Origin of the sequence: Bradyrhizobium sp. CB2312 (assembly GCF_029714425.1) — a bacterium.
In the GTDB taxonomy this organism is placed as follows: domain Bacteria; phylum Pseudomonadota; class Alphaproteobacteria; order Rhizobiales; family Xanthobacteraceae; genus Bradyrhizobium.
In genome coordinates, this window is record NZ_CP121668.1 from 8,729,137 (window position 1) to 8,756,025 (window position 26,889).

The 26,889-nt window shown below is 59.5% G+C and carries 22 protein-coding genes and 2 pseudogenes; 1 reads left to right on the forward strand and 23 read right to left on the reverse strand.

From position 1 onward, the window contains the following. Positions 1–453 precede the first annotated feature (453 nt). From QA642_RS41680 to QA642_RS41790, 23 genes and pseudogenes are all read right to left on the reverse strand, one after another. Positions 454–1,701: a cysteine desulfurase gene (locus QA642_RS41680; protein WP_283081998.1), complete on the reverse strand. Its 1,248-nt coding sequence runs from the start codon at positions 1,699–1,701 to the stop codon at positions 454–456. Then, complete coding sequence (gene sufD, locus QA642_RS41685; protein ID WP_283081999.1) at positions 1,698–3,020, reverse strand: Fe-S cluster assembly protein SufD; 1,323 nt, start codon at positions 3,018–3,020, stop codon at positions 1,698–1,700. Before sufD ends, QA642_RS41680 begins: the two co-directional genes overlap by 4 nt. A gap of 16 nt (positions 3,021–3,036) precedes the next feature. Further along, on the reverse strand, positions 3,037–3,789 hold the full coding sequence (gene sufC / locus QA642_RS41690; protein ID WP_283082000.1) for a Fe-S cluster assembly ATPase SufC: 753 nt from the start codon (positions 3,787–3,789) through the stop codon (positions 3,037–3,039). Between the two features lie 64 nt (positions 3,790–3,853). Further along, entirely contained in the window at positions 3,854–5,347 is a 1,494-nt protein-coding gene (sufB, locus tag QA642_RS41695) for a Fe-S cluster assembly protein SufB (RefSeq protein ID WP_283082001.1), read from the reverse strand. 194 nt (positions 5,348–5,541) lie between these two features. Next, positions 5,542–5,736, reverse strand: coding sequence for a 4Fe-4S binding protein (locus QA642_RS41700; RefSeq protein WP_035730311.1), 195 nt, complete (start codon positions 5,734–5,736; stop codon positions 5,542–5,544). Between the two features lie 748 nt (positions 5,737–6,484). Then, entirely contained in the window at positions 6,485–7,597 is a 1,113-nt protein-coding gene (gene ald, locus QA642_RS41705) for an alanine dehydrogenase (RefSeq protein ID WP_283082002.1), read from the reverse strand. Between the two features lie 27 nt (positions 7,598–7,624). Next, positions 7,625–7,780, reverse strand: coding sequence for a hypothetical protein (locus QA642_RS41710; RefSeq protein ID WP_167380821.1), 156 nt, complete (start codon positions 7,778–7,780; stop codon positions 7,625–7,627). Positions 7,781–7,972: 192 nt separating this feature from the next. Then, a complete protein-coding gene (gene hypE / locus QA642_RS41715) occupies positions 7,973–9,019 on the reverse strand; it encodes a hydrogenase expression/formation protein HypE (protein ID WP_271611023.1) in 1,047 nt (348 codons plus the stop codon). Next, on the reverse strand, positions 9,016–10,158 hold the full coding sequence (gene hypD, locus QA642_RS41720; RefSeq protein ID WP_283082003.1) for a hydrogenase formation protein HypD: 1,143 nt from the start codon (positions 10,156–10,158) through the stop codon (positions 9,016–9,018). Before hypD ends, hypE begins: the two co-directional genes overlap by 4 nt. After that, positions 10,155–10,388, reverse strand: a complete 234-nt coding sequence (locus tag QA642_RS41725; RefSeq protein WP_092216239.1) for a HypC/HybG/HupF family hydrogenase formation chaperone — start codon at positions 10,386–10,388, stop codon at positions 10,155–10,157. Before QA642_RS41725 ends, hypD begins: the two co-directional genes overlap by 4 nt. Positions 10,389–10,390: 2 nt before the next feature. Next, positions 10,391–12,646 (reverse strand): carbamoyltransferase HypF, encoded by a 2,256-nt coding sequence (hypF, locus tag QA642_RS41730; RefSeq protein ID WP_283082004.1) that lies wholly within the window; start codon positions 12,644–12,646, stop codon positions 10,391–10,393. Then, complete coding sequence (gene hypB / locus QA642_RS41735) at positions 12,643–13,599, reverse strand: hydrogenase nickel incorporation protein HypB (RefSeq protein WP_283082005.1); 957 nt, start codon at positions 13,597–13,599, stop codon at positions 12,643–12,645. Before hypB ends, hypF begins: the two co-directional genes overlap by 4 nt. Further along, positions 13,599–13,940: a hydrogenase maturation nickel metallochaperone HypA gene (gene hypA, locus QA642_RS41740; protein WP_092216236.1), complete on the reverse strand. Its 342-nt coding sequence runs from the start codon at positions 13,938–13,940 to the stop codon at positions 13,599–13,601. Before hypA ends, hypB begins: the two co-directional genes overlap by 1 nt. Next, positions 13,933–15,027, reverse strand: coding sequence for a hypothetical protein (locus tag QA642_RS41745; RefSeq protein WP_283082006.1), 1,095 nt, complete (start codon positions 15,025–15,027; stop codon positions 13,933–13,935). Before QA642_RS41745 ends, hypA begins: the two co-directional genes overlap by 8 nt. Before the next feature lie 100 nt (positions 15,028–15,127). Continuing rightward, positions 15,128–15,991 carry a hydrogenase expression/formation protein gene (locus QA642_RS41750; RefSeq protein ID WP_283082007.1) on the reverse strand — a complete coding sequence of 288 codons (864 nt, stop codon included), beginning with the start codon at positions 15,989–15,991 and terminating at the stop codon, positions 15,128–15,130. Positions 15,992–16,588: 597 nt separating this feature from the next. After that, positions 16,589–16,879: a HypC/HybG/HupF family hydrogenase formation chaperone gene (locus tag QA642_RS41755; RefSeq protein WP_027557843.1), complete on the reverse strand. Its 291-nt coding sequence runs from the start codon at positions 16,877–16,879 to the stop codon at positions 16,589–16,591. A gap of 2 nt (positions 16,880–16,881) precedes the next feature. After that, on the reverse strand, positions 16,882–17,475 hold the full coding sequence (locus QA642_RS41760) for a HyaD/HybD family hydrogenase maturation endopeptidase (protein WP_283082008.1): 594 nt from the start codon (positions 17,473–17,475) through the stop codon (positions 16,882–16,884). Positions 17,476–17,486: 11 nt separating this feature from the next. Then, positions 17,487–18,196, reverse strand: a pseudogene (gene cybH, locus QA642_RS41765) (Ni/Fe-hydrogenase, b-type cytochrome subunit). Between the two features lie 4 nt (positions 18,197–18,200). Continuing rightward, positions 18,201–19,985, reverse strand: coding sequence for a nickel-dependent hydrogenase large subunit (locus tag QA642_RS41770; protein WP_283082009.1), 1,785 nt, complete (start codon positions 19,983–19,985; stop codon positions 18,201–18,203). 13 nt (positions 19,986–19,998) lie between these two features. Next, entirely contained in the window at positions 19,999–21,099 is a 1,101-nt protein-coding gene (locus tag QA642_RS41775; RefSeq protein WP_194389724.1) for a hydrogenase small subunit, read from the reverse strand. A 349-nt stretch (positions 21,100–21,448) separates the two neighbouring features. After that, positions 21,449–22,642: a DUF418 domain-containing protein gene (locus tag QA642_RS41780; RefSeq protein ID WP_283082010.1), complete on the reverse strand. Its 1,194-nt coding sequence runs from the start codon at positions 22,640–22,642 to the stop codon at positions 21,449–21,451. Positions 22,643–23,335: 693 nt separating this feature from the next. After that, a complete protein-coding gene (locus QA642_RS41785; RefSeq protein ID WP_283082011.1) occupies positions 23,336–23,542 on the reverse strand; it encodes a hypothetical protein in 207 nt (68 codons plus the stop codon). 78 nt (positions 23,543–23,620) lie between these two features. Then, positions 23,621–24,288 (reverse strand): annotated as a pseudogene (locus QA642_RS41790) (molybdenum ABC transporter permease). A 1,174-nt stretch (positions 24,289–25,462) separates the two neighbouring features. Between QA642_RS41790 and dctA the strand changes: the two are divergent. Further along, positions 25,463–26,773 carry a C4-dicarboxylate transporter DctA gene (gene dctA / locus QA642_RS41795; RefSeq protein ID WP_283087090.1) on the forward strand — a complete coding sequence of 437 codons (1,311 nt, stop codon included), beginning with the start codon at positions 25,463–25,465 and terminating at the stop codon, positions 26,771–26,773. Positions 26,774–26,889: the final 116 nt, after the last annotated feature.

Genomic DNA, 26,889 nt, shown 5'->3' on the forward strand with positions numbered 1-26,889 from the left:
CCTTCAAAAGTTAGCTGTTGCGAGGGCGGCCTCTTGGGAAAGACTTTTGCAACCAGCATGCCAGCGCATCATAAGCACCAAAAACTTAGCAATCAAAATCGCTTAGCGCGCCTCGTGCGGTTACGGTGGCTGGTGTTGCGAACCCGACATTACGCTTGGGGCAGAGAACTCTGGCTTGGCCCTGTTCGAAATTGAACAAGGGCTGGCTATGCGTGAAGTTGCCAGCCCAATTCTCGAGCGTGTTCGCGATCGCAGTACTCTGCGATCGACCTCGCCGAAGGCGCCGCACTGGAAGACCGGCCGCAAGAGCGGCTGGCCGACACAGGCCCATCAATCCTATGTATGCTTGTTGCGACCTACAGGTGCTTACCTGCTGTTATGCGATGAGGTGCATGACCTCATCCTCCAGGCCTCAATGCGAGCTGCCCACCTGGAGATCGCAGGCTCGCCGAATCACGAGAGCAGCTGCCGCGCCTTGATAAGCGCACGCACGAGCACATCGATCTCCTGACGTGTATTGTAAAGTCCGAGGGACGCGCGGCACGTTGCCAGCACGCCGAAGCGCTTGAGCAGCGGCATCGCACAATGGGTCCCCGCCCGCACCGCCACGCCGGCGCGGTCGATGACGGTGGCAATATCATGCGCATGCGCCCCCTTCATATCAAAGGAAACGATCGGTCCCTTGTGTGCCGCGGTCCCGATCATGCGCATGAAATTTATCCCCGCCAGCCTCTCCTGCGCGTAAGCGAGCAGTACGCTCTCGTGCCTGCGGATTTGCACCGTGCCTATTGAATTGATGTAATCGATAGCTGCCCCTAAACCGATGGCTTCGACGATCGGCGGCGTACCTGCTTCGAACCGGTGTGGCGGATCACCATAAATGACGCCGGAACGCGAGACCTCGCGGATCATCTCCCCGCCGCCGTTGAAGGGCGGCATCGATGCCAGATGCTCAGACTTGCCGTAAAGAACACCGATCCCGGTCGGACCATAGAGTTTGTGGCCTGTCATGACGTAGAAATCGCAATCAATGTCGCAAACGTCGGCGCTCAGATGGACGCAAGCTTGCGAGCCGTCAACCAGCACCGGGATATCACGAGCATGCGCGATCCTCACCACGTCTTTCACCGGCAATACCGTGCCGAGCACGTTCGACATTTGTGTGATTGCAACCATCTTGGTGCGCGGGGTCAGCAGTCGCTCAAACTCATCGAGCAAGAAGTTTCCGTCATCATCCACTGGCGCCCATTTGATCACTGCACCGAGTCGTTCCCTGAGAAGGTGCCATGGCACAATGTTCGAATGGTGTTCCATAATGGAGAGCACGATCTCATCACCCGACTTAATGCGTTCACGGCCAAAAGTCTGGGCGACCAGATTGATTGCCTCCGTGGCGCTCCGAGTGAAGATGATCTCTTCGTTTGTACGCGCGTTCACAAACCGCGCCACCTTGGTACGGGCGCCTTCATACGCCTCGGTCGCCGCGTTTGCGAGGTAGTGCAAGCCGCGATGAACGTTGGCGTATTCGCTGGAGTACACCCGCATCATACGGTCAAGCACCGCGTTTGGCTTTTGCGAGGATGCAGCGTTATCGAGGTAAACAAGCGGCTTGCCGTACACCGTCATGGCGAGCGCGGGAAAGTCCGTACGTATACGGTTGACGTCGTAACTGCCATTGCTCACGGCGGGATGTGCGCTCATCGCACCGCCTGCAGCCAGTGTTCAGCTTGAGCTGTCACAAAATCGCGCAGATTCTCGGAAGTGATCTCCTCAATCGACTCGCCAAGGAACGCCTTAATCAGCAACGACTTCGCATCTTTCTCGGGTAGCCCTCGAGCGCGCAGATAGAATACGAGACTGTTGTCCAGCGCACCCGATGTCGCTCCGTGGCCGCAGGTCACGTCGTCAGCCAAGATTTCAAGTTCCGGCTTACTGTCGGCCTCAGCCTCGTCGGATAAGAGCAACGCTCGCGTCGTCAGGGTGGCGTCCGTCTTCCGGGCGGCAGGACGAACGACAATTTGGCCCTGAAATACCGAGCGGCCTCGATCGTCGACGACCGCGCGGAACTTCTCCCGACTGGTGCAATGTGGCACGGCATGGTCGACCACCATCGTTGTGTCGGCGTGAAGCTCGCCCCTGATGAGATTAACTCCATTCGCCGAGACCTCGGTTCCCTCGCCAGCCAGCGAGATGAATCCCTGATAGCGGCTGATGGAGCCGCTGCAGGTCATGCTGAAGAGGTCGAGCTTAGCCCTGGCGCCGACTGCGATGATCGCCGACGAGATATTCACGGCGTCAGAGGCCGCGGCTGCGACGCGGATATACGAAAGGCTCGCCTCGTTACCGACTAGGGCGATTATCGCATCGTTGGCTTGATAGCCGCTCGCGCGTTCAGCCGAGACGAAACTTTCCACGATGGCCGCACGCGCGCCTTTACCAAGCTGTAGATACGAGCGTGTAAAGGTGGACACCGACACGCCGGTTGCAACGTGAACGATTTGAATTGGACGCTTCACCGCGTTGCCGTCGGAGATCGTAATCACCAGGCCATCTGTTGCCATTGCGGCGTTGAGCGAGATAACGGAATCGCTCGTCGTCGACAGCACCAGACCTGCGATGTCGCCAGGGACCGAATGCTCCAGAACCTCTCGCAGCGACCGCACAACAAGTCCATTTTCCAGCTTGCCGAGATCGGATAGCTCCGGCACGAATATACCATCCACCAAAACCAGTTTGACCGCCTGATCGGCAGACACATGCTCGGCCGACACCTTTGCGCGCACTAGTGCCTCCGCATCCGGTCGCGGAGCGAGTGGCAGCACCTCGCCGATCAGGGCGCGCAGATCGGTGTATTTCCAGTCCTCCATGCCCCGATGCGGAAGGCCGGTACGCTCGTAGGCCTCAAATGCGCTCGCCCGGATTTGACGAACAAGGCCTGCACCAGGCAGCCGTCCACGCGCCGCAGCGAAAACATTGCCACTTGTGCGTTCGGGGTCGGCTTTGGGCAAAACCTGCTTCATCGGGTCCCTAGAGCCGTCAGGCCGCGTCTTCGAATTGGCCGTAGCCATAGGCTTCGAGCTCCAGCGCGAGTTCCTTGTCGCCGCTCTTCACGATCCGCCCTTTAGACATCACGTGCACAACGTCCGGCACGACATGGTCGAGAAGCCGCCGATAGTGCGTGATCACGATCATCGCTCGTTCGGGCGAACGCAAGCCGTTGATGCCATTGGCGACGATACGCAGCGCGTCGATGTCGAGGCCGGAATCGATCTCGTCAAGGATGCACAGACTCGGCTCGAACAATGCCATCTGCAAAATTTCGTTGCGCTTCTTCTCGCCGCCGGAGAATCCGACATTAACGCCACGCTTGAGCATGTCCTGGCGAATGTTGAGTGAACCGGCCACCTTGCGGACTCTTTTCAGAAATTCGGGGGTGGAGAATTCCTGCTGGTCCCGCGCCTTTCGCTGGGCGTTCAGTGCCGCCCGCAGGAAGTTCATGGTGGTCACGCCAGCGATCTCGACCGGATACTGGAATGCCAGGAACACGCCCGCGGCGGCGCGTTCGTCCGGGTCCATCTCGAGAAGGTCCTCGCCCTTGAACAGGATCTGACCGTCGATGACTTCGTAGCCGGGTTTGCCGGCAATGACGTGCGACAGGGTCGATTTGCCGGAGCCGTTCGGTCCCATGATCGCGTGCACCTCACCCGCATGGACGTTAAGATCGAGGCCGCAAATAACTTCGCGGTCTTCGACACCAACATGCAAATCTCGGATTTCGAGTAGCGCCATTCTAATCTGATCCCTGAAATGTCATCTGGCGAACCGCATTCGGGGCGGCTCGCGGGAGGTTGGGTTATCCGACAGCTCCGTCGAGCGAGATCGAGATTAGCTTCTGCGCTTCCACTGCGAATTCCATCGGCAGCTTTTGCAGAACTTGCTTGACGAAGCCGTTGACGACGAGGCCGACGGCCTCTTCCTGCGAAAGGCCGCGCTGGATGCAGTAGAACAGCACGTCCTCGGAGATCTTCGAGGTCGTCGCCTCGTGCTCGAATGTCGCGGATGAGTTCTTGGCCTCGATATACGGCACGGTGTGCGCGCCGCATTTGTCGCCGATCAGCAGCGAATCGCAGGCGGTGAAGTTGCGCGCGCCGGTCGCTTTCCGATGCGCGGTGACGAGACCGCGATAGGTGTTCTGCGACTTGCCCGCTGCGATGCCCTTGGAGATGATGCGGCTCGACGTGTTCTTGCCGAGATGGATCATCTTGGTGCCCGAATCGACCTGCTGGAAGCCGTTCGAGATCGCGATCGAGTAGAACTCGCCGCTCGAATTGTCGCCACGCAGGATACAGCTCGGGTACTTCCAGGTGATCGCCGAGCCGGTTTCGACCTGGGTCCAGGAGATCTTGGAACGATCACCGCGGCAGTCGCCACGCTTGGTGACGAAGTTGTAGATGCCGCCCTTGCCTTCCGAATTGCCCGGATACCAGTTCTGCACCGTCGAATATTTGATCTCGGCGTCATCGAGCGCGACGAGCTCGACCACGGCCGCGTGCAGCTGATTCTCGTCGCGCTGCGGCGCGGTGCAGCCTTCGAGATAGGAGACGTAGGAGCCCTTGTCGGCGATGATCAGCGTGCGCTCGAACTGGCCGGTGTTGCGCTCGTTGATGCGGAAATAGGTCGACAGCTCCATCGGGCAGCGCACGCCCGGCGGCACGTAGACGAACGAGCCGTCGGAGAACACCGCCGAGTTCAGCGTCGCATAGAAATTGTCCGAGGTCGGAACCACCGAACCGAGATATTTCTGCACCAGCTCGGGATGCTCGCGGATCGCCTCCGAGATCGGCATGAAGATCACGCCGGCCTTCTTCAGCTCAGCCTTGAATGTGGTCGCAACCGAGACCGAATCGAACACCGCGTCTACCGCGATCTTGCGGGTCGGCGTCTGCTCGCCGCCGGGTGGCGGCTCAACGCCCTCGAGCGCCGCGACCTCGCGCAGTGGGATGCCGAGCTTGTCGTAGGTTTTCAGGATCTGCGGATCGATCTCGTCGAGCGAGGTCACCGTCTTCTTCGGCTTCGGCGCCGCGTAATAGTAGATGTCCTGGAAGTCGATCTTGGGATACTCGACACGCGCCCAGGTCGGCTCGGTCATGGTCAGCCAGCGCCGATAGGCCTCCAGCCGCCACTGGAGCATCCAGGCGGGCTCATTCTTCTTCTGCGAGATGAATTTTACGATCTCTTCCGACAGCCCCTTGGGGGCCTTTTCGGAGTCGATCAGGGTCTCAAACCCATATCGATACTGGTCGCCGATGCGCTTCACGCGCTCGACTGTCTCTTGTAAGGCTACCATTGCCCGCTCCACCGGGGCAACGACAACTCCCGCCGGCAGGGACTCCGCCGCAATCGATCCAAGCGGATCGCGCAAGTCGCCGGCAACTCGGGGCCAGCGAGTGAGAGAAACAGAAGACGAATCCGACGGACGGCCGCTGTCGATAGCGTCTTCATCATGTTTCGCGCAGGAGCTCCCCTCATCGACTACTCCACCTATGCCGGCACACAGGTATCTGGCACCGGGCAAACGACCGCGCATTGCGGCGCGTCAAAGTGCCCCTCACATTGGGTACACTGGGTCGGATTGATCACATATATATCGTTCTTCAGGCTGATCGCGGCATTGGGACATTCGAACTCACATGCACCGCACACGGTGCACTGGGATGCGATTATCTTGTAGGCCATCACTGCGATTCCATGAGCGAAAGTTGCGGACAGTTTCTTGCTTTCAAGTCTTGTGCCAAACAGTTTAACCCGATTTTGCCTCAGCTATTTTTGATAACGCAAGTCGCGGCCTCGACACCGTGTCGCAAATCCCACAGCGCGCATGACAGTAGCTTGTGCTGGATGCCGTGGTTTGCGCATGGTTCATCTCACGGCATTCAGCGATCAGGTGAACCGCGTTCGCCAAACCCAGGGAACGATCTGCGATCCTTGCTAAGGCCGCCGCGCCGCGGCGATGATGGATGCGCCGCGCGACTTCAAAAAGTTCTCCGCCGGTGTGTCGGGTCGCCCCCGAGCCGCCTCTTGATGGTTCCACTCACCGGTACAGTGGCGGCGCCGGCGACAGCACCACGGTAAATAACCCGCGGCAGTCATCACCGGCCCGGTTGGCGTCTCCACAGCCAGTCAGATTGGCGGCGATCAAGCCAGACAAAGTCGCTCCGGTGATCGCGGGCCCTCACGGGCGCATTTTCAATTGGCTCGGATTACCTGGCAAAACCGGCATTCATATGCGCTATATGGGCGAATGTACATTGTCTCGCATCGTGCGGGGACTAAAACGAGGGGCTCGTCTGGCGATCCTTCGCTTCGCTCCACGTTCGAAATGCATGCCGGCGCCGGTAGCAGATCGATGGAGCCGAAAAAAAGAAGCCACCCCGGAGGAGGGTGGCCTAAGTCAGGGAGGAAATGCCCATAAGGGCCTCTGGGATCAGGCCGCAGCCTGTTCGATCGGTGAGAAGGGCAGCCCGAGGCTTTCGGCCGCCGCTTCGTAAGTTAGCCGGCCCCGATGGACGTTGAGACCTGCGCGCAAATGCGGATTTTCGAGCACGGCGGTAAAGCCCTTGTTGGCCAGAGCCAAACCAAACGGCAGCGTCGCGTTGTTCAGTGCCTGGCTCGAGGTCAGCGGCACGGCCCCGGGCATATTGGCCACGCAATAATGAATGATACCATCCACTTCGTAAGTAGGATCAGCGTGAGTGGTTGGGTGCGATGTCTCAAAGCAGCCGCCCTGATCGATAGCGACGTCCACCAGCACCGCCCTCTTGCGCATCGAGCTCAGCATGCTCCGGCGGACCAGCTTCGGCGCGCTCGCACCTGGAACGAGCACCGCACCAATCACCACATCCGCCGCAAATACCTCTTCCTCCACAGAGTCGATAGTCGAAAACCTAGTGCGAGCGCGTCCTTCGAATAGCTCGTCCAACTCGCGGAGCCGGAGTATCGAACGGTCGATGATGGTGACCTCTGCGCCCAGACCAACCGCCATGCGTGCCGCGTGCGTACCAACGACGCCACCTCCGATCACCACGATTCGGGCAGGCTGAACACCAGGCACTCCACCGATCAACAGCCCTCGTCCGCCTGCACTCCGCTTCAGGGCGCTGCCCGCCGCTTCGATCGCAAGCCTACCCGCGACCTCGCTCATCGGCGCCAGCAGCGGAAGACCACCATGCGGATCAGTTACGGTCTCGTAGGCGATCGCAGTGCATCCAGATTTCAGGAGGCCCTTGGCCTGCTCCGGGTCGGGGGCCAGATGCAGATAAGTGAACAGGATCTGATTTTCCCGCAGCTGACACCACTCGGACGGCTGAGGTTCCTTAACCTTTACGATCATCTCGCTCGATGCGAATACCTCAGCTGCCGAAGCTAGAATCGTTCCCCCAACAATGCGATAATCGTCATCGGTTGCACCAATGCCAGCGCCGGCATTGGTCTCGATCATCACGCGGTGGCCCGCTGCCACGTATTCGCGGACAGCTCCCGGGGTAAGGCCCACGCGATATTCGTGCACCTTGATTTCCTTGGGGACTCCGACCTTCATTTGAAAACTCCTGCCTGAAGCGCCTTTCTAATCGGAAGCGAGCGGCGATGCTGCGACGCAGCCGTCAAAATGGCGCAGAAATTCAACGATATTTGACAAGGTTCGCAGTATTTCAAACCCACGGGTGCCGAGCGGATCGTGTGACCATGCGCTGCGCAACCGTCGAAACTGCGCGATGGCCATGAATCGTTTCGAATTGCGTTCTCGGCTCGTGGAAAAACTAACAACCGATATTCAGCACGCCCAAAGAGCAAACTCGCAGTCTGCCGGTGGGCAGATTGCCCATAGAAGGGATGGTTTCCAGAGCTGATGGGTGATGGCTCACGACCATTGATCATAAACTTGGCTTCCAAAAGCTGGACGATGCGCAGCGTGTCAACAGATCCGAGGCAATTGTTCGCCCCACAACCAGTCGACGATTCGTCGACCGCCGAAACCGGTCGCCATCTGGACGAATTTCCGATTGTCAGCCACCGCTTCGCCAATATCAGCTGCATCGGACCCGAGCGGGTGTGCCTTCATGGCTGCAAGCACGGCGTCAGCCAAATCAGGTGCGACGATGGCAACGAGCTTGCCTTCATTGGCGACATGGATGGGATCCAGTCCAAGGAGTTCGCAGGTAGCCGCAACCGCCGGCTTCACCGGAATGGATGCTTCGTGCAGACGGAACCCGAGCTCGGATTGATGCGCAATCTCGTTGAGTGTCGCGGCAAGCCCACCCCGCGTGGGGTCGCGCATCACCCGGATGCCGCTACCGCCGGCGGCAACCATGACCGCCACGAGATTATGCAAGGCTGCGGAATCCGAGCCGACCTCGGTCTGAAAAGCGAGGTTCTGACGCTTTGACATGATCGTCACCCCATGATCGCCGAGGCTACCGGACACCAGCACACGGTCCCCCACCCTTGCCTTGTCGGCGGAGAGATCGAGCCCATCGGCCACAATCCCGATCCCGGTTGTAGAGATGAACAGACCATCCGCCTTGCCGCGCTCAACAACCTTGGTGTCTCCGGTAATGATGTGAACGCCGGCACTGCGCGCTGCCGAGCCCATCGAATCCGCGATCACCTTCAGATCAGAAAACGGGAAGCCTTCCTCGATGATAAAACTGGCCGACAGATAGAGGGGACGCGCCCCGGACATCGCGACGTCATTGATGGTGCCGTGCACAGCCAGTGACCCGATATTGCCGCCGGGAAAGAACAGCGGCGAGACCACATAGCCGTCGGTCGTCATCACCATTCTGCCCGCCGCAACCTCAAACGCTGACTGATCATTGCAGCGGGCGAGCCATTCATTACCGAAGGCTTGGTGAAAAAGGCCGGAGATCAGCTGTGCCATGGCACGGCCCCCGGATCCGTGGGAAAGATCAACGCGTCCGTTCTCGAGGTCGAGCTTGCGCTGATAGCCCTTTACGCTCATGACGTCCGCCTCAACGGTTCATCGCGAACTCGGCCATAGGTCCAATACGCCGCGCAAGCGCCTTCCGACGATACCATGCAGGACCCCATGGGAGTTTCCGGCGTGCAGACGGTTCCAAACAGCTTACAATCGACTGGCCGCTTGGCGCCACGCAGAATCGCGCAGCACTCGCAGGCTGGATTGTCTGCGACACGCAGGTCGTGGATCGCAAAACGCGTCTCAGCGTCGAATTGCGCGTAAGCCGGTTTCAGCTTCAGTCCGCTGTTGGGTACCAGTCCGAGCCCACGCCATTCAAACTGCGCACGCAGTTCGAATATCTGCGATACCTCGTCTTTGGCACGCCGATTGCCTTCACGCGTCACCACGCGACTGTACTGGTTCTCCACCTCATTGCGATCTTCGTTCACCTGCCGCACCAACATCAGGATAGCCTGCAACACATCGAGCGGCTCAAATCCCGCGATCACGATCGGCTTGCCAAATTGTTCTGCCAGGGGCTCGTAAGGCTGCGTACCAATAATGGTGCTGACATGTGCAGGCCCGATGAAGCCGTCAATTGGAACCCCGCCGGTGTCGCGGATTTTGGGGTTCTCGAGAATGCTGTGCATCGCAGAGGGTGTAAGCACGTGGTTGCAGAACACGCTGAGGCCCTTCAGCCGCTTCTTCTCGGCAATTCGGATCATCACCGCCGTCGGCGGCGTCGTAGTCTCAAATCCGATGGCAAAGAAGACCACCTCGCGGCTCGGTGCCTGTTCGGCGAGCCTGATAGCATCGAGCGTCGAGTAGACCATCCGAATGTCGGCGCCGAGCGCTTTAGCTCGCAACAGGGACTGTCCTTGAGACCCAGGCGCGCGCATCAGGTCGCCGTACACGCACAGAGCGACCTCTGGTCGGTCGACAAGCCGGATCGCCATATCAATTCGACTGGCGGGCAGAACGCAGACCGGACAACCGGGCCCGTGGATCATGCGGACGTTCGCAGGCAGCAGATCCTCCAGGCCATAACGGGAGATCGCATGAGTGTGCCCGCCGCAGAACTCCATGAACCGATAGGCCCTTTGCGAACTAACCTCGGCGCCAATCGCACGCGCAATTCCTTGAGCGATGGCCTTGTTGCGAAATTCGTCGGCAAATTTCATGATCGGCGTTCCCCTGCGCTGCCTAGCTCCTGCAGCAGCTCCAGCGTGCGCTCGGCTTCCACCGGATCGATCTTGGCCAACGCATAGCCCACATGGACAAGGACGCAATCACCGACCTCGAGCTCGTCGACGAGAGCAATCGATATCTCTAGGCTGATGCCGTCGATGGACACTATGGCCATGTCGTTGGGAAGAATTTTTGCAATCTTTGCCGGAACCGAAAGACACATAGTCAGGTTGATCCTCCCCTGGCGGACGACTGTTGAGCTATCTGCAGAGCGGCAATCCAGGCCTGGCCAAGGCTCAAACCGCCATCATTGGGCGGCACCCGCCGTGGCACGAGCGGGATAAGGCCGGCAGCGCTGCAACCGCGCGGGATTTCATCCGCCAGCGCCGCGTTCAGGAAGCAGCCGCCGCTCAGAACGACCGTGTTAACGCCAGTTGTCCGCGCAGACCGCGCGACCCAGTCAACGCAGGCGGCGGCGAAAGTGCCATGAAACAGGCCGGCTCCGCCCACCGCGTCAATGTCATCTGCAATCAACCGCGCAAACAGCGGGCGAAGCGACAGCACGCCACCATCGATCGTCCAGCCGGCTTCGAGAATCGCAGTCCGCCGCACCAGCGCCTCGAGCTTCATCGCCGCTTCGCCCTCATAGCTCTGCAAACTCGCAATTCCCAGCAGCGCCGCTGCGGCGTCGAACAATCGGCCCGCACTGGTCGTGGTGGCCCCGCCCGGCTGTTCGAGCAACGCCGACATACATCCAGCCTGCCGTTGTGCCGCAAAGCGCAGCCCGATTTCGTTACCCCGACCGAGTCCGTGTAATACTGCGCTGGCCATCCGCCACGGCTCGCGGGCTGCACGATCTCCACCGGGCATTTGCAGGGGCGCTAAGTGCCCGATGCGTTGGCACCCCGCCCCTTCGCACAACAATAGCTCGCCACCCCAGTTACCGCCCTCGGAGCCAAGGCCATGGCCATCCAGCACCAGGGCAAGCGCAGGTCCCGCATGACCGTGCTCGGCGATCACTGCGGCAGCGTGTGCGTGGTGATGCTGGACAGCGACCAACGCGCGGCCATTGGCTTCCGCAAACCGGGTAGAAGCCATATCAGGATGCAGATCATGGGCCATGGCGACAGGCTCTACATCGAGGCTCGATGTAAGGTGTCGGATCGTCTCCTCGAACGCGCGGATGCCTTCGGCCGTATCCAGATCGCCAATATGCTGGGAGACGAACGCTTGGTTGTCCCGCGTGATGGTGACGGTCGATTTCAGTGCGCCGCCGACGGCGAGCACGGACGGCACCGACTTCGCAAGCCTGATCGGTTCGGGAACATAGCCACGGGCACGACGAATGAATCGCGGCCGGCCAGCCACCACCGAGACCACGGAGTCATCAGCACGTGTCACTATATCGCGATCATGGGTCACGATAAGGTCGGAGATCCCCTTGAGCCGCCGCAGCGCCTGCGCGTTGTCGATCAGGAGCGGTTCGCCGCAAAGGTTGGCGCTGGTGGCGACGATGATCGGGCTGGTCCGCGCACATGCCCCTGCCGAGCGAAGCGCATGAAGGATGAGGTGATGCAGCGGCGCTACAGGCAGCATGACACCCACGCGCGATAAGCCAGGAGCTATGGCGGGCGCCAAATTGTTGCGCGAACACAGAAGGACGATGGGGCGTGCTACGGATTCGAGCAGCGCAAGCTCGGGCGCATTCGCCTCCGCGATGTCGCTGACCCGCTCTATGGAATCGACCATAACCGCGAACGGCTTCTGAAGGCGCTGCTTTCTCCTGCGCAAACGCTGCACGGCATCCTGGTTACGCGCGTCGCAAAGAAGCTGGTATCCTCCGAGCCCCTTGATCGCCACGATTTGTCCGCCCGCGATTGCCGCGGCAATGGCGCTGATCCCATGGCTGAGCCGAGGCCCGCATGTCGGACACGCGATCGCCTCCGCATGGAACCTGCGGCTCGCCGGATCGGCATATTCGGCCGCGCAGGCAGCGCATAGCCTAAAAGCCCGCATCACGGTGTTGCGGCGGTCGTACGGAAGCCGTTCGGCGATGGTGTGCCGTGGGCCGCAATGGCAGCAACTGACGAAGGGGTAAAGGTAATGCCGACTTTCTGGATCGAACAGCTCGCTGAGGCATTGCTGGCAGGCAGCAGCATCAGCGACGATCTGAGTTGACAATTTGCCGGCTTCGCTCGTGCCGATCGAAAATTCTTTCGCCTCGAGCGCCGCCGTCTCCCGAACGCAGATGTGGTCGATGCGTGCCAATGGAGGTGCCTCGAGCGGCAACGTTGCTACAAAGTCCGACGCACGTTTGCCCTCGACCTCGATCGTAACGCCCTCGGGGCCATTGATGACAAACCCAGCCAATCCGTAGCGCACGGCGAGTCTATAGACGTAAGGACGAAAGCCGACCCCTTGCACGGCCCCAGCCACGCGCACGCGCAGTCGCGTTCGGTCGCAGGTGGTTGCGGCGCTCATCGCCTTATGTCCTCTACGGCGCGCCTTTGATGCCATGCCCGTCTTTCGATCCAGGCGTAGAGCGCACCAAGCCCCTCGCCCGTATGAGCCGAAACTAAAAGCACCTCGATGTTTGGATTGACTCGTCTGGCGTATTCGATCGTCTTGCCGAAATCGAACTCAAGCAGCGGGGCCAGATCAATCTTGTTGATCACCATGAGCGAAGAAGCTGCAAACATATCAGGATATTTGAGCGGTTTGTCTTCACCTTCGGTAATGGATAGCAGCACGATCTTGCAGGCCTCGCCCAGATCGAAGGCTGCGGGACAAATCAGATTACCGACGTTCTCGATGAAGAGAATACCACCCGTGAGCAGTGGCAACTGGCGATAAGCCTCGCCAATCATCGCAGCGTCGAGATGGCAACCCTTGCCGGTGTTAACTTGAATGGATGGCACGCCGGCGGCCCGAATGCGTTCGGCGTCGTTCGAGGTGTGCTGGTCGCCCTCGATAACCCCAACCGGCCGGCTGCGCTTGAGCTCAGACGCCGCGCGGACGAGTAGCGTCGTTTTACCTGCACCGGGACTGGATAAAAGATTAAATACAAGCAGGTCATTGGCGAGAAAGAGTGCGCGGTTGTGCGCCGCAATCCCATTATTCTTGCTAAGAATATCGCGCTCGATCTGAATGACCCGCTCTCTGCTCATACCCGCCACCTTTAAGCCAGCCGGCCCGGCACCACTCAGAAGCGCCTGCCCACCATGAGCCTGGTGATGGGCAGAGCGAGGATTGCGACTATGACTATCGCCAGCATAGTTCGAACGCTGCCGCCCTTGGTCGTCATGCGGACGGGCACAATGGCGATCGCAATCGCCCTGCATATGGGCATCGTATCCCTCATGGCGCTCCGCATCATGCGCCTTGGCGCGTTTGGTCGACGGCGTCCATTCGGTGCAGCCGCAAACGGTACACATCAATCGATCTCCAGCTCTTTCACGCGCATCTGTTCGCCCGCGGTTACCTGCAACTGATAGCTGCCGCAGCAAGGACAGCATTCACCGCGTCGCGCAATCTCGACGCTCTTCGAACAGCTCATGCACCAGGCAACGCCTGGCAGTTCGACGATATTAAGGACTGCCCCCTCGGCGGCCGTCCTCGTTGCAACGACAGCAAAGCAGAACCTGAGCGCTTCAGGCGCGGCATGGGTCAGCGCTCCCATCTCTAGACAGACGCTCCGCACCCGCGAGAACGATCGCCGACGTACCTCCTCCTCGACGATTTGAATGATGCCGAGACAAATCGCCATTTCATGCATCGCCAACTTCGCGAAAATTGAGGGTGAACCCGACGCACGGATCGAGCGATGCGATCACCGCATCGACTGCATCCCGACGTCGTCCAGCCGTCAGCACCGCTCCCTGCAGGCTGCGGACAAGCGGTCCGCACGGGTGGAAGTTCCACTCCGTCGGCGCAAGGAATTCGAAGCGGGATATCCGGCCTTGAGGATCGAGCTCAACCGCGTGGTAGAGACGCCCCCTGGCGCATTCGACCGCGGCCGCCGCACGGCCGGGCCCTAACTTGTATCTTTCGATAATCCCGTGCTCTGCCGAGTCAATCTGAGCACCGGCCTTGAGCCAGGCACATAACCGGAGCGTTTCAGCAATTCTGGCCCTCAGCCGCTCGGCCGCACCGGAAGGGCTGGGCGAGAGTCGATCACGCGTCATTTGGCGCGCCCATGGACCCGTCTCGGGCACGTTTCCGTCAAGATCCGGACAATAGCAAAACCTCGCGCCATCCACGAGCAGCCGCGTAACGATGTTGAGGTCGTCAGCAACGGACAGGAACGAGTGCTCCGCCGGAATTCGCTTAAGGTCGATCTCATCAAGCGCTGCAATGCGAAGCGCCAATGGGCTACCGGACCTCACCGCGCCCCCCTCATTCGTCATGCCGAGCGCGTTCAGTGCAGCCACGATCCGCGCTGTTGCTTCGCATTGAGCGGAGTGCCGGGGTGAGTGTGCGCTGCCGAGAAGCGCTGACATTGCCCGCATCAGGGAGCGAATTGCCGCCGCACTGGCGATGTCTTGCGTAAGATGTCCGACAAACAGGGCCCGTAGCAAATCCGCGATGCGCTCGATAACGACAAGCGTAATACGACGCTGTTTTGTTGTACGAGTGATCACTTCGTCCCGCGCCGTCTCGACCGCGGACAGCAGTGCAGTTTGCTGTGCAGCGGCACACAATGCGAACAGCCGCGGCAGCACCTTGAGCAGCGACGAGACTTGCTTGCCAGCGAACAGCCGTGCCAGCGGCGGCCTGACTCGCGGAAGGATCTCGATCGCGGCGACTACGTCGGCAGCTAGCGATACGGTGACATCGATTTTGCTGCCGGCAGCGAGGCTCATGCGCACCGCTCCACCAACATCCTGGGCGAGGTATGCCGGCGGTCGCCGCGCCCGCTCCGTCTATGGGATCCTTCCAGAAGGCGAACCTTCTCCAAGCTTTTCATGTGAAGTACGCCTCAATAATTTCCTGCATGCGATCGGCAGAGTCCTGCAAATCCTCGTCGGCGGCCAACGCTAGCATCGGCACGCCGCCGACCTCCAACGTATCAAGGATGATATTGTCCGCAGAATTGAAGAACTGGACCGACCAGACGTTCCTGATCCCGGTCGCCTGCACTCGGCATGTGCTGTAGCCGCGGAAGACGAGTTGGACCGGACCATTCCCCAGGCTTTGCTGCAGGAATGCCAGGTCTATAACGCTCATCGGCAGCAAGGTAAGATTGATGACATGCGCGCGCATTCCAAAGCGCCAGATGCGGGCCCGCTCGCGTATTTCGGCGAGGACCGGTTGCACGTTCATCGCGCCGTCGGGCGCGGGGCCGATCGCAAGGTCGGCGGACGTCAGGTCAGTTGCGGCGCGCCGGACAATCTGCGGGATCGCTCCGACCTCAAGATATTCGCGCGCCGGCTCGCTTCCGATGAGCACGCGCCAAATTCCTGCAAGCACGGACTCACGGATTTGCGCCAAAGAGCCATCTGGCAGCGCAACCACCCCAGCGATCTCACCGGCTCCTAGCACTTCGCCTATCAGCTTGCGCTCGGGATCGCTGAGATTCGCGAGTCCGTACAGTTGTGTCCGAGCGCAGCTCTTCTGTCTGCCAACGGCAGCGGCGGCATTTGATAATAGCGCGGTGGCATTCGGATAGGTCCTTGCAAGCTCGTCGCCGTCGCGCCAAGCGCGCTTGGCGAGCGCACTCGCACTCGTTAACCCGCTGTAGAATACATCGAGACTTCCAGAGCCGGTGGCAAGGTCATTCGCCGCCCCGTAGGCGACGTCGGATACAACGCGGATCGCTGTTTTCATAATGCGATGTTCCGTTGGCTGCATCGTGAGGCAATGCACTTGCCGACACAAGTGATGCCGGCGTGTGGCCGGACCCTCGGTACCGAAACGCGATCCATCGCGACGAAACGGACCGGTCTCCTACCCATCAGGCGGAGTGTATCGTGCCGTCGGGTGAGGATCGGCGTCGACGGGCCTCGCGGGTCGAGCCACTCAACCAGTTCGCCACTTACGGCGCGCGCAGGCACTGCCCCTTGCCTGCGCCGCCGAAACGTCTTGACCATCTCAGAAAGTAAGAATGCGACCTGGATGATGCGGAGCAAATATGTGGGATCAGCCGCCGGCAGCGGCATCACGGCCGCTTTCACGGGAGCATGCGCGACCAGGCGCGCATCGACGCTGACGCGCTCGGCGTCGGACGGAGCGGGCCGCGCCAGACCATGCTGCGCCGGCTGCAACTTCATCACACGCCTTTCTGATACTGTTCGGTTCTGCTAGGAGGGTAATAGCAAGGCGCGTGCCAATCAGAAGCGCCTGACATTTTCCATGCCGAGGTTACGTGCGACTGGAATTCGATTTGTGAGCAAGCGTGATCGGCGCAACTGGCGAGCGGAGCTGCTAGCGTAGGTGCTCGGGCAATTGCGGCTCATGACCGATCAAGTCCGCAAAGAAGCGATCGCAGTCCTGGCCGTTGAGGGTGGCCTCAAGTCCTTCAAGTGCTTCCGAGATCAGCCTTGCTTCATTTTCATCCAAAAGCCGCACCGCGGTATCGATATGAACGAGCACCTTGGCGCCGGCCGAGGCGTCGGAGAGCAGCATGACCGAGACGCGCCGCTGTTCATTGCCATACTTGCAGAGCGCCACGATGCCGTCGGTCTCGACAATCGTCATTGGCAGGCCAAGGCACATGGTCAGTCGCGGGCCGCTAGATCGGCTGCGTCCATCTCATAGTTTGCACGGTCGATATTGTTTGCCAACAGCCGTTCTGATGCAGGCAGCGGCGCGGTCCGCGGCTTTGCCGGCGAGCCCCACTGCACCAGGAGTTTGCAAGCCAGTTTAATCGCAGGCGCAATCTGGAGGCGTACCGGGGTGGTCAGCGGACCGCCCCAATGCTCCAGGTTCATCGGCTGACAGCCGATGAGAGCGAGCTCTCGCGGGCGACGGCCAAGCAGGTCGGCCGCACTCAAGACCTCCTGAAAGCCGGTCTGATGTAGGCTCACCTTCTTGACGGCGGTAAATTTTGGCACTTCGTCATCTCGCACCAGCTTCAACTGCCCGGGCAGCAATCCATAGTCGACGGCATCGAACACGATCAGGCAATCGGCCTGCTCCAGAAAACTGACGAGGTAGAGTCCCTGTGTGCCGCCATCGAGGACCGTTACGTTGTCATCGATCACGTAGTGCCGGTGAAACTCCTCGACCGCCCGCACGCCGAATCCCTCATCGGCCCACAGGATATTGCCGATGCCGAGCACCAGGATCCTTTTCTTGTTTTCCGGTTGCATCCGCTTTCCAGTCAATCGCGAAACCCACACTCACCCGATATCACAGAAGCGATGCTGCGGCGCGACATTAGTCTTCCCGGACGGCCGCGTAGATGTGGACCAGCGCAAAGGTCACGATCACCCACAGGCCGAGATGATGCCAGGTATGGACGTCCTGACTGTTCGGCCAAATTGAAAATACCCAGCCGAATAGCGTGTACTGCCAACTGTCAGTGCCGGCACCTTGCCCATAAAGTGCAAAGCCTGTGACGACCATGAACGTAATTGTCTGCGTAAACATGAAGAACATCGCGAGCTGAGCAAGACGGTTGTGCCCGACGCGCCTCCCGGGCTCAACTGTCAGGAACGCATACCGGCGAATCTCGTGGTACACTTCGCGCCAAAAGCACTTGCGCCAGAGCGGCACCCAAAAGATCTGCATGGCATACGCGTTTCCGACTAACGCCCAGTAGATCCGCAGAAGAAAGCCGATACTGAGCACATATCCCGCCGAGAGATGAGCAAAGCGGATATAGCCGAACAGGAAATTGCCGCTTGCCTCTCCCGACATTGCCGGTGTCCCGGTTCCAATGACATAGCCGCTTAAACTCAGCATCAGAATGGCCGCAGCATTAACGCAATGCCACAGTCGCACCGGTGCGTAAGCGATGGCAGCGCCGATGCTGCGTTCAGTGGGTTCCGCATCGACGGCGGCAATGAGCTTCCGAGCTCTGTCCAGCATGTCGTTAACGAACATTCACTGAGGCCATTTCCTGGCCGTCAGGACTCATTACGTGGGTCGAACAAGCCAAGCACGGATCAAAGGAATGGATCGTGCGCAAGATCTCCAGGGGCCGCTGCGGATCGACCATCGGGGTACCGATCAGGGCGGCTTCAAAAGCGCCAATATTGCCCTTGTGATCGCGAGGAGATCCGTTCCACGTCGTCGGCACAACACATTGATAATTGTCGATCTTGGCGCCCTTGATCTTGATCCAATGCCCAAGCGCGCCGCGTGGGGCCTCACTGAACCCGTAACCCTTAGCCTCCTTGTGCCAGCTTTCCGGCTTCCACTTGCTGACGTCGGCAGTTGCCGTATTGCCTGCCTTGATGTGGATTACCAACTTATCCTGGAAATAACGCATCTGATGCGCCGCCCACTGGCATTCGAGCGCCCGCGCCGCAGTACGGCCAAGCGTCGAGAACAGCGCAGTCAGGGGAAGATTGAGCCCCTTGAGTAGTCTCTCGGCCGGCTCCTTGAACTCGGCTTTGCCTTGCGCATAACCGATGATGTATCGCGCCAACGGCCCGACCTCCACGGCCTGGCCGCGCCAGCGCGGCGCTTTGATCCAGGAATACTTGCCGCCTTCGTCGAGTTCCTTGATATCTGTCTTGCTGCCTTTGAGTTTTGGCCCAAGTTCAAAAGACGGCTCGGTGATACCGTCCCAGGGATGCAGTCCACAACGATCGCTGGGGTATCTATACCATGAATGCGAGACGAATTCCTGGATCTGCTCGGGATCACCATGGTCGATCGGAAGGATCTCCTTGAGATTGCCACCAAGAATGACCCCGCGCGGCAGCTTGAAACAGGAAGAGTCATTTGCGTTTTCGGGGATATCGCCATAGGACATCACGCTCTTGCTCGAAAGTCCGCCGCCATGGAGCCAGTCCTTATAGAACGAGCAGATCGCGACAATGTCGGGCAGGTAGACCTGCTCGACAAACTCGATCGAACGGTCGATGATCGAGGAGACGATGTTCAGTCGCTCCATATTGATTGCACCCACCGCACCAGTTCCGTCGATGTTGATCGCGCAGGGCACGCCGCCGACCAGCCAGTTCGGATGCGGGTTCTTGCCACCATAGATGGCTTGGATCTTGACGATCTCCTTCTGGAAGTCCAGCGCTTCCAGATAATGCGCTACAGCCATCAAGTTCGCTTCCGGTGGCAGCTTGTAGGCCGGATGCCCCCAATAGCCATTCTTGAACGGACCGAGCTGCCCTGATCCGAAAAATTTGGTGAGCCGGATCTGCAAATCCCTAAAGTAGCCAGGGGACGACAGCGGCCAGGGCGAGATAGACTGCGCGAGCGCCGAGGTAGACTTGGGATCGGCCTTGAGCGCGGAGACCACGTCAACCCAATCCAACGCGTGCAGGTGATAGAAATGTACGAGGTGATCATGCACGAGCAGACACAGCTGCATGATGTTGCGGATCGAATTGGCATTCTCCGGAATCGCAATTCCTAGTGCATTTTCAACCGCGCGCACGGAGGTGAGCGCATGGGTGCCGGTGCAGACCCCGCAAATCCGCTCGGTGAACGCCCAGGCGTCGCGCGGATCGCGTCCGCGCAGGATGACTTCGATGCCACGCCACATCGTCCCGCTTGAGACCGCATTGCGGATCACATTGTCCGAATCGAGATTGGCTTCGACACGCAGGTGGCCTTCGATCCGCGTCAGCGGGTCGATGACGATTCGCCTGCCTGAACGATCGAGATTGAACCCATTCGGTGTCTGGACGGCCAACGTCGCCCCCTCCTCAACTCAGTTTACCTTTGGGGGCTGCGCGATCCGACTTGTGGGTCAACCGCTTCACTGCGGTGACCGCCGCATGGGCAGCGACCGTTAGCCCAACTACGCCAGCAGCGGCCATGCCGATCTGGTCGGCGTTCTCCTCGATGCCGAACTGCTTGATGGTTGTGAGACGGTCGTAAAAAGACCCATTATCCCAGAAGCCGTCTTCGGAACAGCCGAAGCAGCCGTGCCCGGATTGAATCGGAAATGAGACGCCGCCGTTCCACCGAATGGCCGAACAGGCATTGTAGGTGGTTGGCCCTTTGCAGCCCATCTTGTACAGGCAATAGCCCTTGCGCGCGTACTTATCGTCCCACTCTTCGACGAATTGGCCAGCGTCGAAATGGGAACGCCGATAGCACTTGTCGTGAATGCGCTCGGAATAGAACATACTTGGACGCCCTCGGCGATCGAGCTCCGGAAGCTTTCCGAACGTGGTGATGAAAGTCACGAGGCCACTCATGACCTCTGCGATAGGCGGGCACCCGGGCACCTTAATGATCGGCTTGTTGGTGATCACCTTATCGATCGACGCCGCGCCAGTCGGATTGGGCTTGGCCGCGTGCACGCATCCCCATGACGCACACGTGCCCCAAGCGATGATCGCCATGGCCTCTTCCGCCATGCACCTGAGCTTTTCAACGAACGGCTTGCCGCCGTCAATGCAGAACATGCCCCCCTCATTCAGCGGTGGATTGCCTTCGACGGCGAGCACATACCTGCCTTTGTACTTGGCACGAGTTTCCTCCAGGATGGCTTCGGCCTGGTGTCCCGCCGCCGCCATGATCGTATCGTCATAGTCGAGCGAAATCATCGAGAGCAGCGCGTCCTTGATCAAGGGATGGGCCGAGCGGATAAAGCTTTCCGAGCAGCAGGTACATTCGAGCCCGTGCAGCCAGATGACGGGCACACGTGGTTTGGTCTCCAAGGCGTTGGCAATACTGCTTGCGGCGAGCGGACTAAGTCCCAAGCTCGCGGCAGTCAAAGTGCAGAATTTGTGAAAACTACGACGCGTCATACCTTGGCGTCTGATCACGCTGTAGAACGTTTCCGTTGGACCACCCATAAAGCCTTCCGTGTGAGTGTCGTCGGCCGTAACGAATTACTGACGTTCAGCAAGAAACAAGCCAGCGAAGCGAAACACTTGACTGATACCAAGTCACCGCTTCGGCACTGCGGACTGTCGAAAGCAGCGAGCCACAGGCTGCGCCATTGATCTTTCATGCAAACGGTGTCCGGTTTTGGACGTTCATGTGAGCACTTCTACAGAGCAGCAATATAGTTCATCACTGCATGGCGACTACGTCATGCTCGCTTTGACACCTCCGGAGGTCGCTGAAGGCACAAAATCAGCCGTACCCGCTTGGGCGCCTTCCACTTGAAGCAGAACGCAGCTTGGGTATCGGGGGCCCACATCAAACTGCTATAGTCGCGCGCATGATGGCTGAATTGACCGTTGCCCGGATCGGCTGCGGTACCCCATACATCCACGAGCGCCAGAGCCACTCGACCGGACCGAACCGATAGCGGCGCAGCCACCAAGCGCTGAACACCACCTGCGTGACATACACGAAAATGCCGATCGCCAGTGTCGCGGTCACGCCGAGGCGGCCAAATTGGCCTAGACCATAGCCGTAGAAGATCCAGCCGCAGATCACAGATTGCGCCAGATAATTGGTGAACGCCATGCGGCCAAGCGGCGCGGCCCAGCCGAGCATTCTCCGCCCGCCCGGGAGGTTCACAGCGGCGATGACTGCGGCGGCATAACCCAGGGACAATACGACCACGCCCAGCTCTTCCACCAGAAAGCGCGCGCGACCGAGCGACGGCCAATCGAAGAGCTCTTGTCGTGCTGCCGGGAGACTCAATCCGCCGCCGAGAAGAATGGCAGAGGTTGCGATGACGAACAGCAGGCGCCGGTTCGCCGAAGCCCGACGCAAAACTCCGCTGCGCCACGCAAGGGCGCCGATGAGGAACAGCGCGACAGTGCGCGGAAACACCATGACGTGCAGCGGAAACATCGCCGGCACCTCGCGGATCCGAAACGCGAGCACATCGAAAAATCCGCCCGTGCCGTACACACGCGTCGCCTCCGCGGCAAGAGCGGCCATCTCGGCTGCACCCGGCAGCGGCACGATCGGCGGTAACAGCGGCATGGTCACGTAGAGCCCCAGGAGCAGCAAGGCTGCACCTGCCATAAGCCACCGCGGGCCGCCGAGGAAGAGCAGCACCACGAAGCCCGCCAGCGCGTATTCGACGAGAATGTCCCCGTTCCAGATCAAATAGAGATGCACCAGGCCAATAGCCAGCAACACCAGCAGCCTGCGCACGAGCAAGATCATGCGCCGTGCATTGCCGGCAAGCCGCTCGAATTGGATCGCAAGGCCAACCCCGAACAGCAGCGAGAGGAGCGAAAACGCCTTCAACTCGACCACAACCGTCAGCACAGCCGCCACCACCTGGTCGAGCGGCCCCGCCCGCTCCACGTTCGGTAAGAACAGCGCGAAGATGGAGATCCGAAATATGGTCACGATGTTCATCGCGAGCACGCCGAACAGGGCCACGCCCCGCAGCACGTCAATCGCGTCGAGCCGCTCCGACGGGTTCATAGGCTTTCTTGACGCGTCACTCGCCGGCGCAGGTTGCGAGCCTATGCTTCCGCCGGTCATTGCAGGATTCCCCCCCATTTGCGATGGAGAGATTTAGAATGCCGCCTCGTACCGCGTCAAACTACCAGAATTGGGCAAAGTCTCACATTGCACTCGATGTGAGTTCGGGGTTTTGTCGGATCTAGCCGATGTGGTCCGGATGGGACCGGCAAGGTCCGGTTGAGGTTCAAGGCTCCCCTCCGCAGCCAGCATGCCCTTGGTCGGGTCATCTCTCGGACGAGGACATCGCCGCGCTCTGAGTTAAGGTCAGCCACGCGTCACAAGCTGACATGCGCGACCGAGAGAGGCGATCAACTAAGGGGGCACTGCGCTCAATTATCTTCTTGGCAAGGGCCACCTGATGTGGCGGATCGGTCAGGTCGAGCTGAACGAAGAGACAGGTAAAAAAAGCCGTAGCTTCAGGTGATGCTTCTGTCAGCTTAGCTCCCAAGTTTCGGGCATAGGTCGTAAAATGAACCTCCAGGCCAGATGTTTTCGTTGGCCAACTTGGTAATTTCTCCGAAGTCATGCGCAAGAAGTATCTCGATCATGTGACTGCCGAAACCCCTCCTGGTCGTTGGGCCGCCGGTTTCCCGCCAAGAGAAGCAGAACTCCTCCCCCTCGAAAGCCCAACCGATAAGAACATAGCCTTCATCACAGGAAAGGACCCCATGCTTCACCAGCGTTCGTCGCGAACTCGTGGATCGCCATCGCAAGGGACAGAGCCTGCTTTGACTTCAGCTCCACTGCTGGACCCGACAACCTTAAGCGATCGGCGCTCGAGCCGTACGGTGCGAGGAGCGGTGTGCACTGAATTGAGCCGATTCCAGCAGCCGTGGCGGCCATAACAAACTTGTTCATTGTAGGCTCGCAAGGATTGATGGATCTGGCTTGCAATACTGCTGCTCGGTCGTGATCGGATATGTCCGACCCGCTAACCTAAGACCGTTCGGTGCCGCTCCTGGCACAGTGTCGGTCGATGAGGGCTAAGGTGGAGATTGCCGCAAAGGCGAACATCACCATACCGCCGGCAACTACACTCGCCTCGCGCCAGCGCGATGCTTGGGCGTAACTACGACGTAGGCTGACAAAACCTTGGTGCGCCCAGGAATGTTGCCGCCGATCATCATCACGACGCCGAATGTGCCGATCGTATGAGAAAAGCCAACCACGGCGGCTTTAACAACCTCCAATCGCGCCAGCGGCCCCCTGATGGTAATGAAGGCATACAACGACGAAACGCGCCCCGTCGTTTCCAAGTGGCGATCTCCTATCCCAACAAAGGCGTTACGGATCGGCTGCACCACCAACGGCAACGCCGAGAGGACCGATCCGATCACATTTCCTGCGAAGGTAAAAGCGAGCGTGCGCTCGCCCCACAAAGTGGCGAGAACGCCACCCGGCCCGTTTGGGCCGAGCAACACGAGTAAGCAAAAGCCGAGAGCTGTCGGCGGTAGCACCAGCGGCAGGGCAATCATCGTCGTCACCGCCTCACTCAAAAGAGTCTTTGAGCGTGCTAGCCACCAAGCGAGGGGCACACCAATCACGAGGAGGATCACGGTCGTTACGGCGGCTAGCTCAATCGTGAGCGCAACAGATTGCGCAATCTCTGCCGAAAGACATCCATGTGCGTCAGCCCAAAAGTGAAAGCAGGTCGTCTTACGGTTCCAGTGATCGCCTGCACGTCCGGCTCGCCCAGGCATGTGGCGCGGGTCGCCTTTTAGTCGCGCCGCGCTTCATGGCGGCCGCCACATTTACGCGCGTCGTTTCTACGAGCAAGAGCAGCGTCGCAGGTCTCATCGACAACTGCCGCCTCCATCCATCTGACGGCGGCACCTCCTCGTTTGAAATCAGCAATTCCTGTGCCGCGTGCAAACGGCGCGGCGCTATGCGCGACATGGGAGAAATTCGCATAGACGTCGACGTCGCTGTGGCGCGGAACTAACGCTATGTCAGATTTCTGGCATCTCTGTTGCCGAGCAGACAGGCACGGTCACGCAACGGAACGGCAGAATTTGATGCGGCCAGAGATGCCTAGGTAGTTTGTCGGTAGCTCAAACACCGTCCTCGTTGGGCCGATAATGAAACGGATCGCAGGAGGCCTGCCCCTTGGCAGCAACGCGAACGATCTAGCTGAGTAATCATCGTGACGCAGCTTCTGCGACGCGGCAGAAGGCGCGAGCCGAGCGCGAAGGCGGAATCACGACCAACCTGCCTAATGCGCATCGTTTGCGCAGGCTGGAGACAAATGCCCCGTGCACGACGAGCTTTGCCGCTAGCGACAAGGCAGTGCATCGATTCAAGATATTGTCACGCAATCGAGCTCCTAAAAGGCTTCCATCTCGTGGATGAGTGCGATCCAAACTATCAATTTTACCGATCTCATCTACTGTTGCATCCATCAGCAGTTGGCGCATATCGATCACGCTCGGGCTTCTATCCCGAGACGGGACTACGCTAATGCGCTCAGCCGATCAAGTTGCGCGTCTCGCTGCGACTTTTTGTTTCGACCTTGCGAACGCGGGCCGAGCACCCAAACCGATACCGCCCGGAGGCAGACGGTTTGTCCGAGACTGCTTAATGGGGCGCACTTTGAGCAACTGGTGCATATCTTGCTTAACGAGAAGGGATAACGCAACTAAACGCCTGCCTTTGGAACGACGCGCCGGCTCTCGGAACCGTCTTCAATCGGACACGGCTAAAATGATGAGTCTCGCATGACGCTGTCGTCTCTCAATGACGCGGCGGCTCGCATTCGAGTATATTCGGGAAGGAAGCGTCATGACCACCATGGCAACTGCGGCGCCCGCACGCGCGTCGCAAGCTTGGTATAAGATTCTCTACGTGCAGGTGCTGATCGCGATCTTGATTGGCGCCATGGTCGGTTGCCTATGGCCCCCTGTCGCGACCAACGACTGGGTCAAGGCGCTCGGTGACGGATTTATCAAGCTCATCAAGATGGTGATCGCGCCGATTATTTTCTGCACCGTCACATCTGGTATTGCGCATATTCAGGATGCGAAGAAAGTCGGGCGCGTCGGCGTCAAGGCGCTGGTCTATTTCGAGATCGTCTCCAGTTTTGCCTTGGTATTGGGCCTGCTTATGGGCAATCTGGTCCAAATCGGTCATGGCCTTGCGGTCAAGCCGGATGCCGCGGCGGTCGCCAATTACGTCAAGCAGGCGGAAGCCTCGAAGACCGTCGATTTCTTTCTCAATATCATTCCGGATACCGTAGTCGGCGCCTTCGCCCGCGGCGATGTTCTGCAGGTTCTCCTGTTCGCGATCCTATTCGGCTTTGCACTGATGGCGCTAGGAACCCGCGGGGAGCGACTGCGAGGCATGATTGACGACGTCGCGCACGCGGTGTTCGGCGTGATCGCTATCATCATGAAAGCGGCTCCGATCGGCGCCTTCGCGGCCATGGCCTTCACTATCGGCAAGTTCGGGCCGGCAGCACTCGGCAATTTGATCGGTCTGATCGCGCTGTTTTACGCGACGGCGGCGTTGTTTGTCGTGGTGGTGCTCGGTTTGATCGCGCGCCTCGTCGGCTTTTCAATCTTCAAGTTCATTCTCTATATCAAGGACGAGATTTTGATCGTGCTCGGCACATCGTCCTCTGAAAGCGCGCTGCCGCAATTAATGGAGAAGCTCGAACGGCTGGGCTGCTCCAAGCCCGTGGTCGGCCTGGTGGTGCCAACTGGCTACTCCTTCAACCTCGACGGCACCAATATCTATATGACACTTGCGACATTGTTCATTGCCCAGGCACTCGGGGTCGATCTCACCTTTGGCCAGCAGCTCACGATCCTGCTCGTGGCAATGCTAACGTCGAAGGGAGCAAGCGGCGTCACCGGCGCGGGCTTCATCACGCTCGCTGCGACGTTGTCGGTGGTCAGCCCAGCGCTGGTGCCGGGCATGGCAATCGTATTTTCGATCGACAAGTTCATGAGCGAGGTGCGCGCCCTTACTAACATCACCGGCAATGGCGTCGCCGCCGTGTTCGTATCCTGGTGGGAGGACGAGCTCGAGCACACGACGCTGCAAGCTCGGCTCAACCAGCCCAACGTTTCCAACACTATCGACACACGATGAGATAGGTCCCGGATCCTGACCGCCGCCATTCAAAGACGGGTTGAATGCAAGCGCAGCGACATTTCTCGTAGTTTGAATCGAGACAGCCGACTTGACGAGCCGGAACTTTCACGCGC

Excerpts from the sequence above, each read along its gene's own strand:
- QA642_RS41680 (WP_283081998.1), bottom strand. The coding sequence starts at position 1,701 with ATGAGCGCACATCCCGCCGTGAGCAATGGCAGTTACGACGTCAACCGT.
- sufD (WP_283081999.1), bottom strand. The coding sequence starts at position 3,020 with ATGAAGCAGGTTTTGCCCAAAGCCGACCCCGAACGCACAAGTGGCAAT.
- sufC (WP_283082000.1), bottom strand. The coding sequence starts at position 3,789 with ATGGCGCTACTCGAAATCCGAGATTTGCATGTTGGTGTCGAAGACCGC.
- sufB (WP_283082001.1), bottom strand. The coding sequence starts at position 5,347 with ATGGTAGCCTTACAAGAGACAGTCGAGCGCGTGAAGCGCATCGGCGAC.
- QA642_RS41700 (WP_035730311.1), bottom strand. The coding sequence starts at position 5,736 with ATGGCCTACAAGATAATCGCATCCCAGTGCACCGTGTGCGGTGCATGT.
- ald (WP_283082002.1), bottom strand. The coding sequence starts at position 7,597 with ATGAAGGTCGGAGTCCCCAAGGAAATCAAGGTGCACGAATATCGCGTG.
- QA642_RS41710 (WP_167380821.1), bottom strand. The coding sequence starts at position 7,780 with ATGGCCATCGCGCAGTTTCGACGGTTGCGCAGCGCATGGTCACACGAT.
- hypE (WP_271611023.1), bottom strand. The coding sequence starts at position 9,019 with ATGAGCGTAAAGGGCTATCAGCGCAAGCTCGACCTCGAGAACGGACGC.
- hypD (WP_283082003.1), bottom strand. The coding sequence starts at position 10,158 with ATGAAATTTGCCGACGAATTTCGCAACAAGGCCATCGCTCAAGGAATT.
- QA642_RS41725 (WP_092216239.1), bottom strand. The coding sequence starts at position 10,388 with ATGTGTCTTTCGGTTCCGGCAAAGATTGCAAAAATTCTTCCCAACGAC.
- hypF (WP_283082004.1), bottom strand. The coding sequence starts at position 12,646 with ATGAGCGCCGCAACCACCTGCGACCGAACGCGACTGCGCGTGCGCGTG.
- hypB (WP_283082005.1), bottom strand. The coding sequence starts at position 13,599 with ATGTGTACCGTTTGCGGCTGCACCGAATGGACGCCGTCGACCAAACGC.
- hypA (WP_092216236.1), bottom strand. The coding sequence starts at position 13,940 with ATGCATGAAATGGCGATTTGTCTCGGCATCATTCAAATCGTCGAGGAG.
- QA642_RS41745 (WP_283082006.1), bottom strand. The coding sequence starts at position 15,027 with ATGAGCCTCGCTGCCGGCAGCAAAATCGATGTCACCGTATCGCTAGCT.
- QA642_RS41750 (WP_283082007.1), bottom strand. The coding sequence starts at position 15,991 with ATGAAAACAGCGATCCGCGTTGTATCCGACGTCGCCTACGGGGCGGCG.
- QA642_RS41755 (WP_027557843.1), bottom strand. The coding sequence starts at position 16,879 with ATGTGCCTTGGCCTGCCAATGACGATTGTCGAGACCGACGGCATCGTG.
- QA642_RS41760 (WP_283082008.1), bottom strand. The coding sequence starts at position 17,475 with ATGCAACCGGAAAACAAGAAAAGGATCCTGGTGCTCGGCATCGGCAAT.
- QA642_RS41775 (WP_194389724.1), bottom strand. The coding sequence starts at position 21,099 with ATGGGTGGTCCAACGGAAACGTTCTACAGCGTGATCAGACGCCAAGGT.
- QA642_RS41780 (WP_283082010.1), bottom strand. The coding sequence starts at position 22,642 with ATGAACCCGTCGGAGCGGCTCGACGCGATTGACGTGCTGCGGGGCGTG.
- QA642_RS41785 (WP_283082011.1), bottom strand. The coding sequence starts at position 23,542 with ATGAACAAGTTTGTTATGGCCGCCACGGCTGCTGGAATCGGCTCAATT.
- dctA (WP_283087090.1), top strand. The coding sequence starts at position 25,463 with ATGACCACCATGGCAACTGCGGCGCCCGCACGCGCGTCGCAAGCTTGG.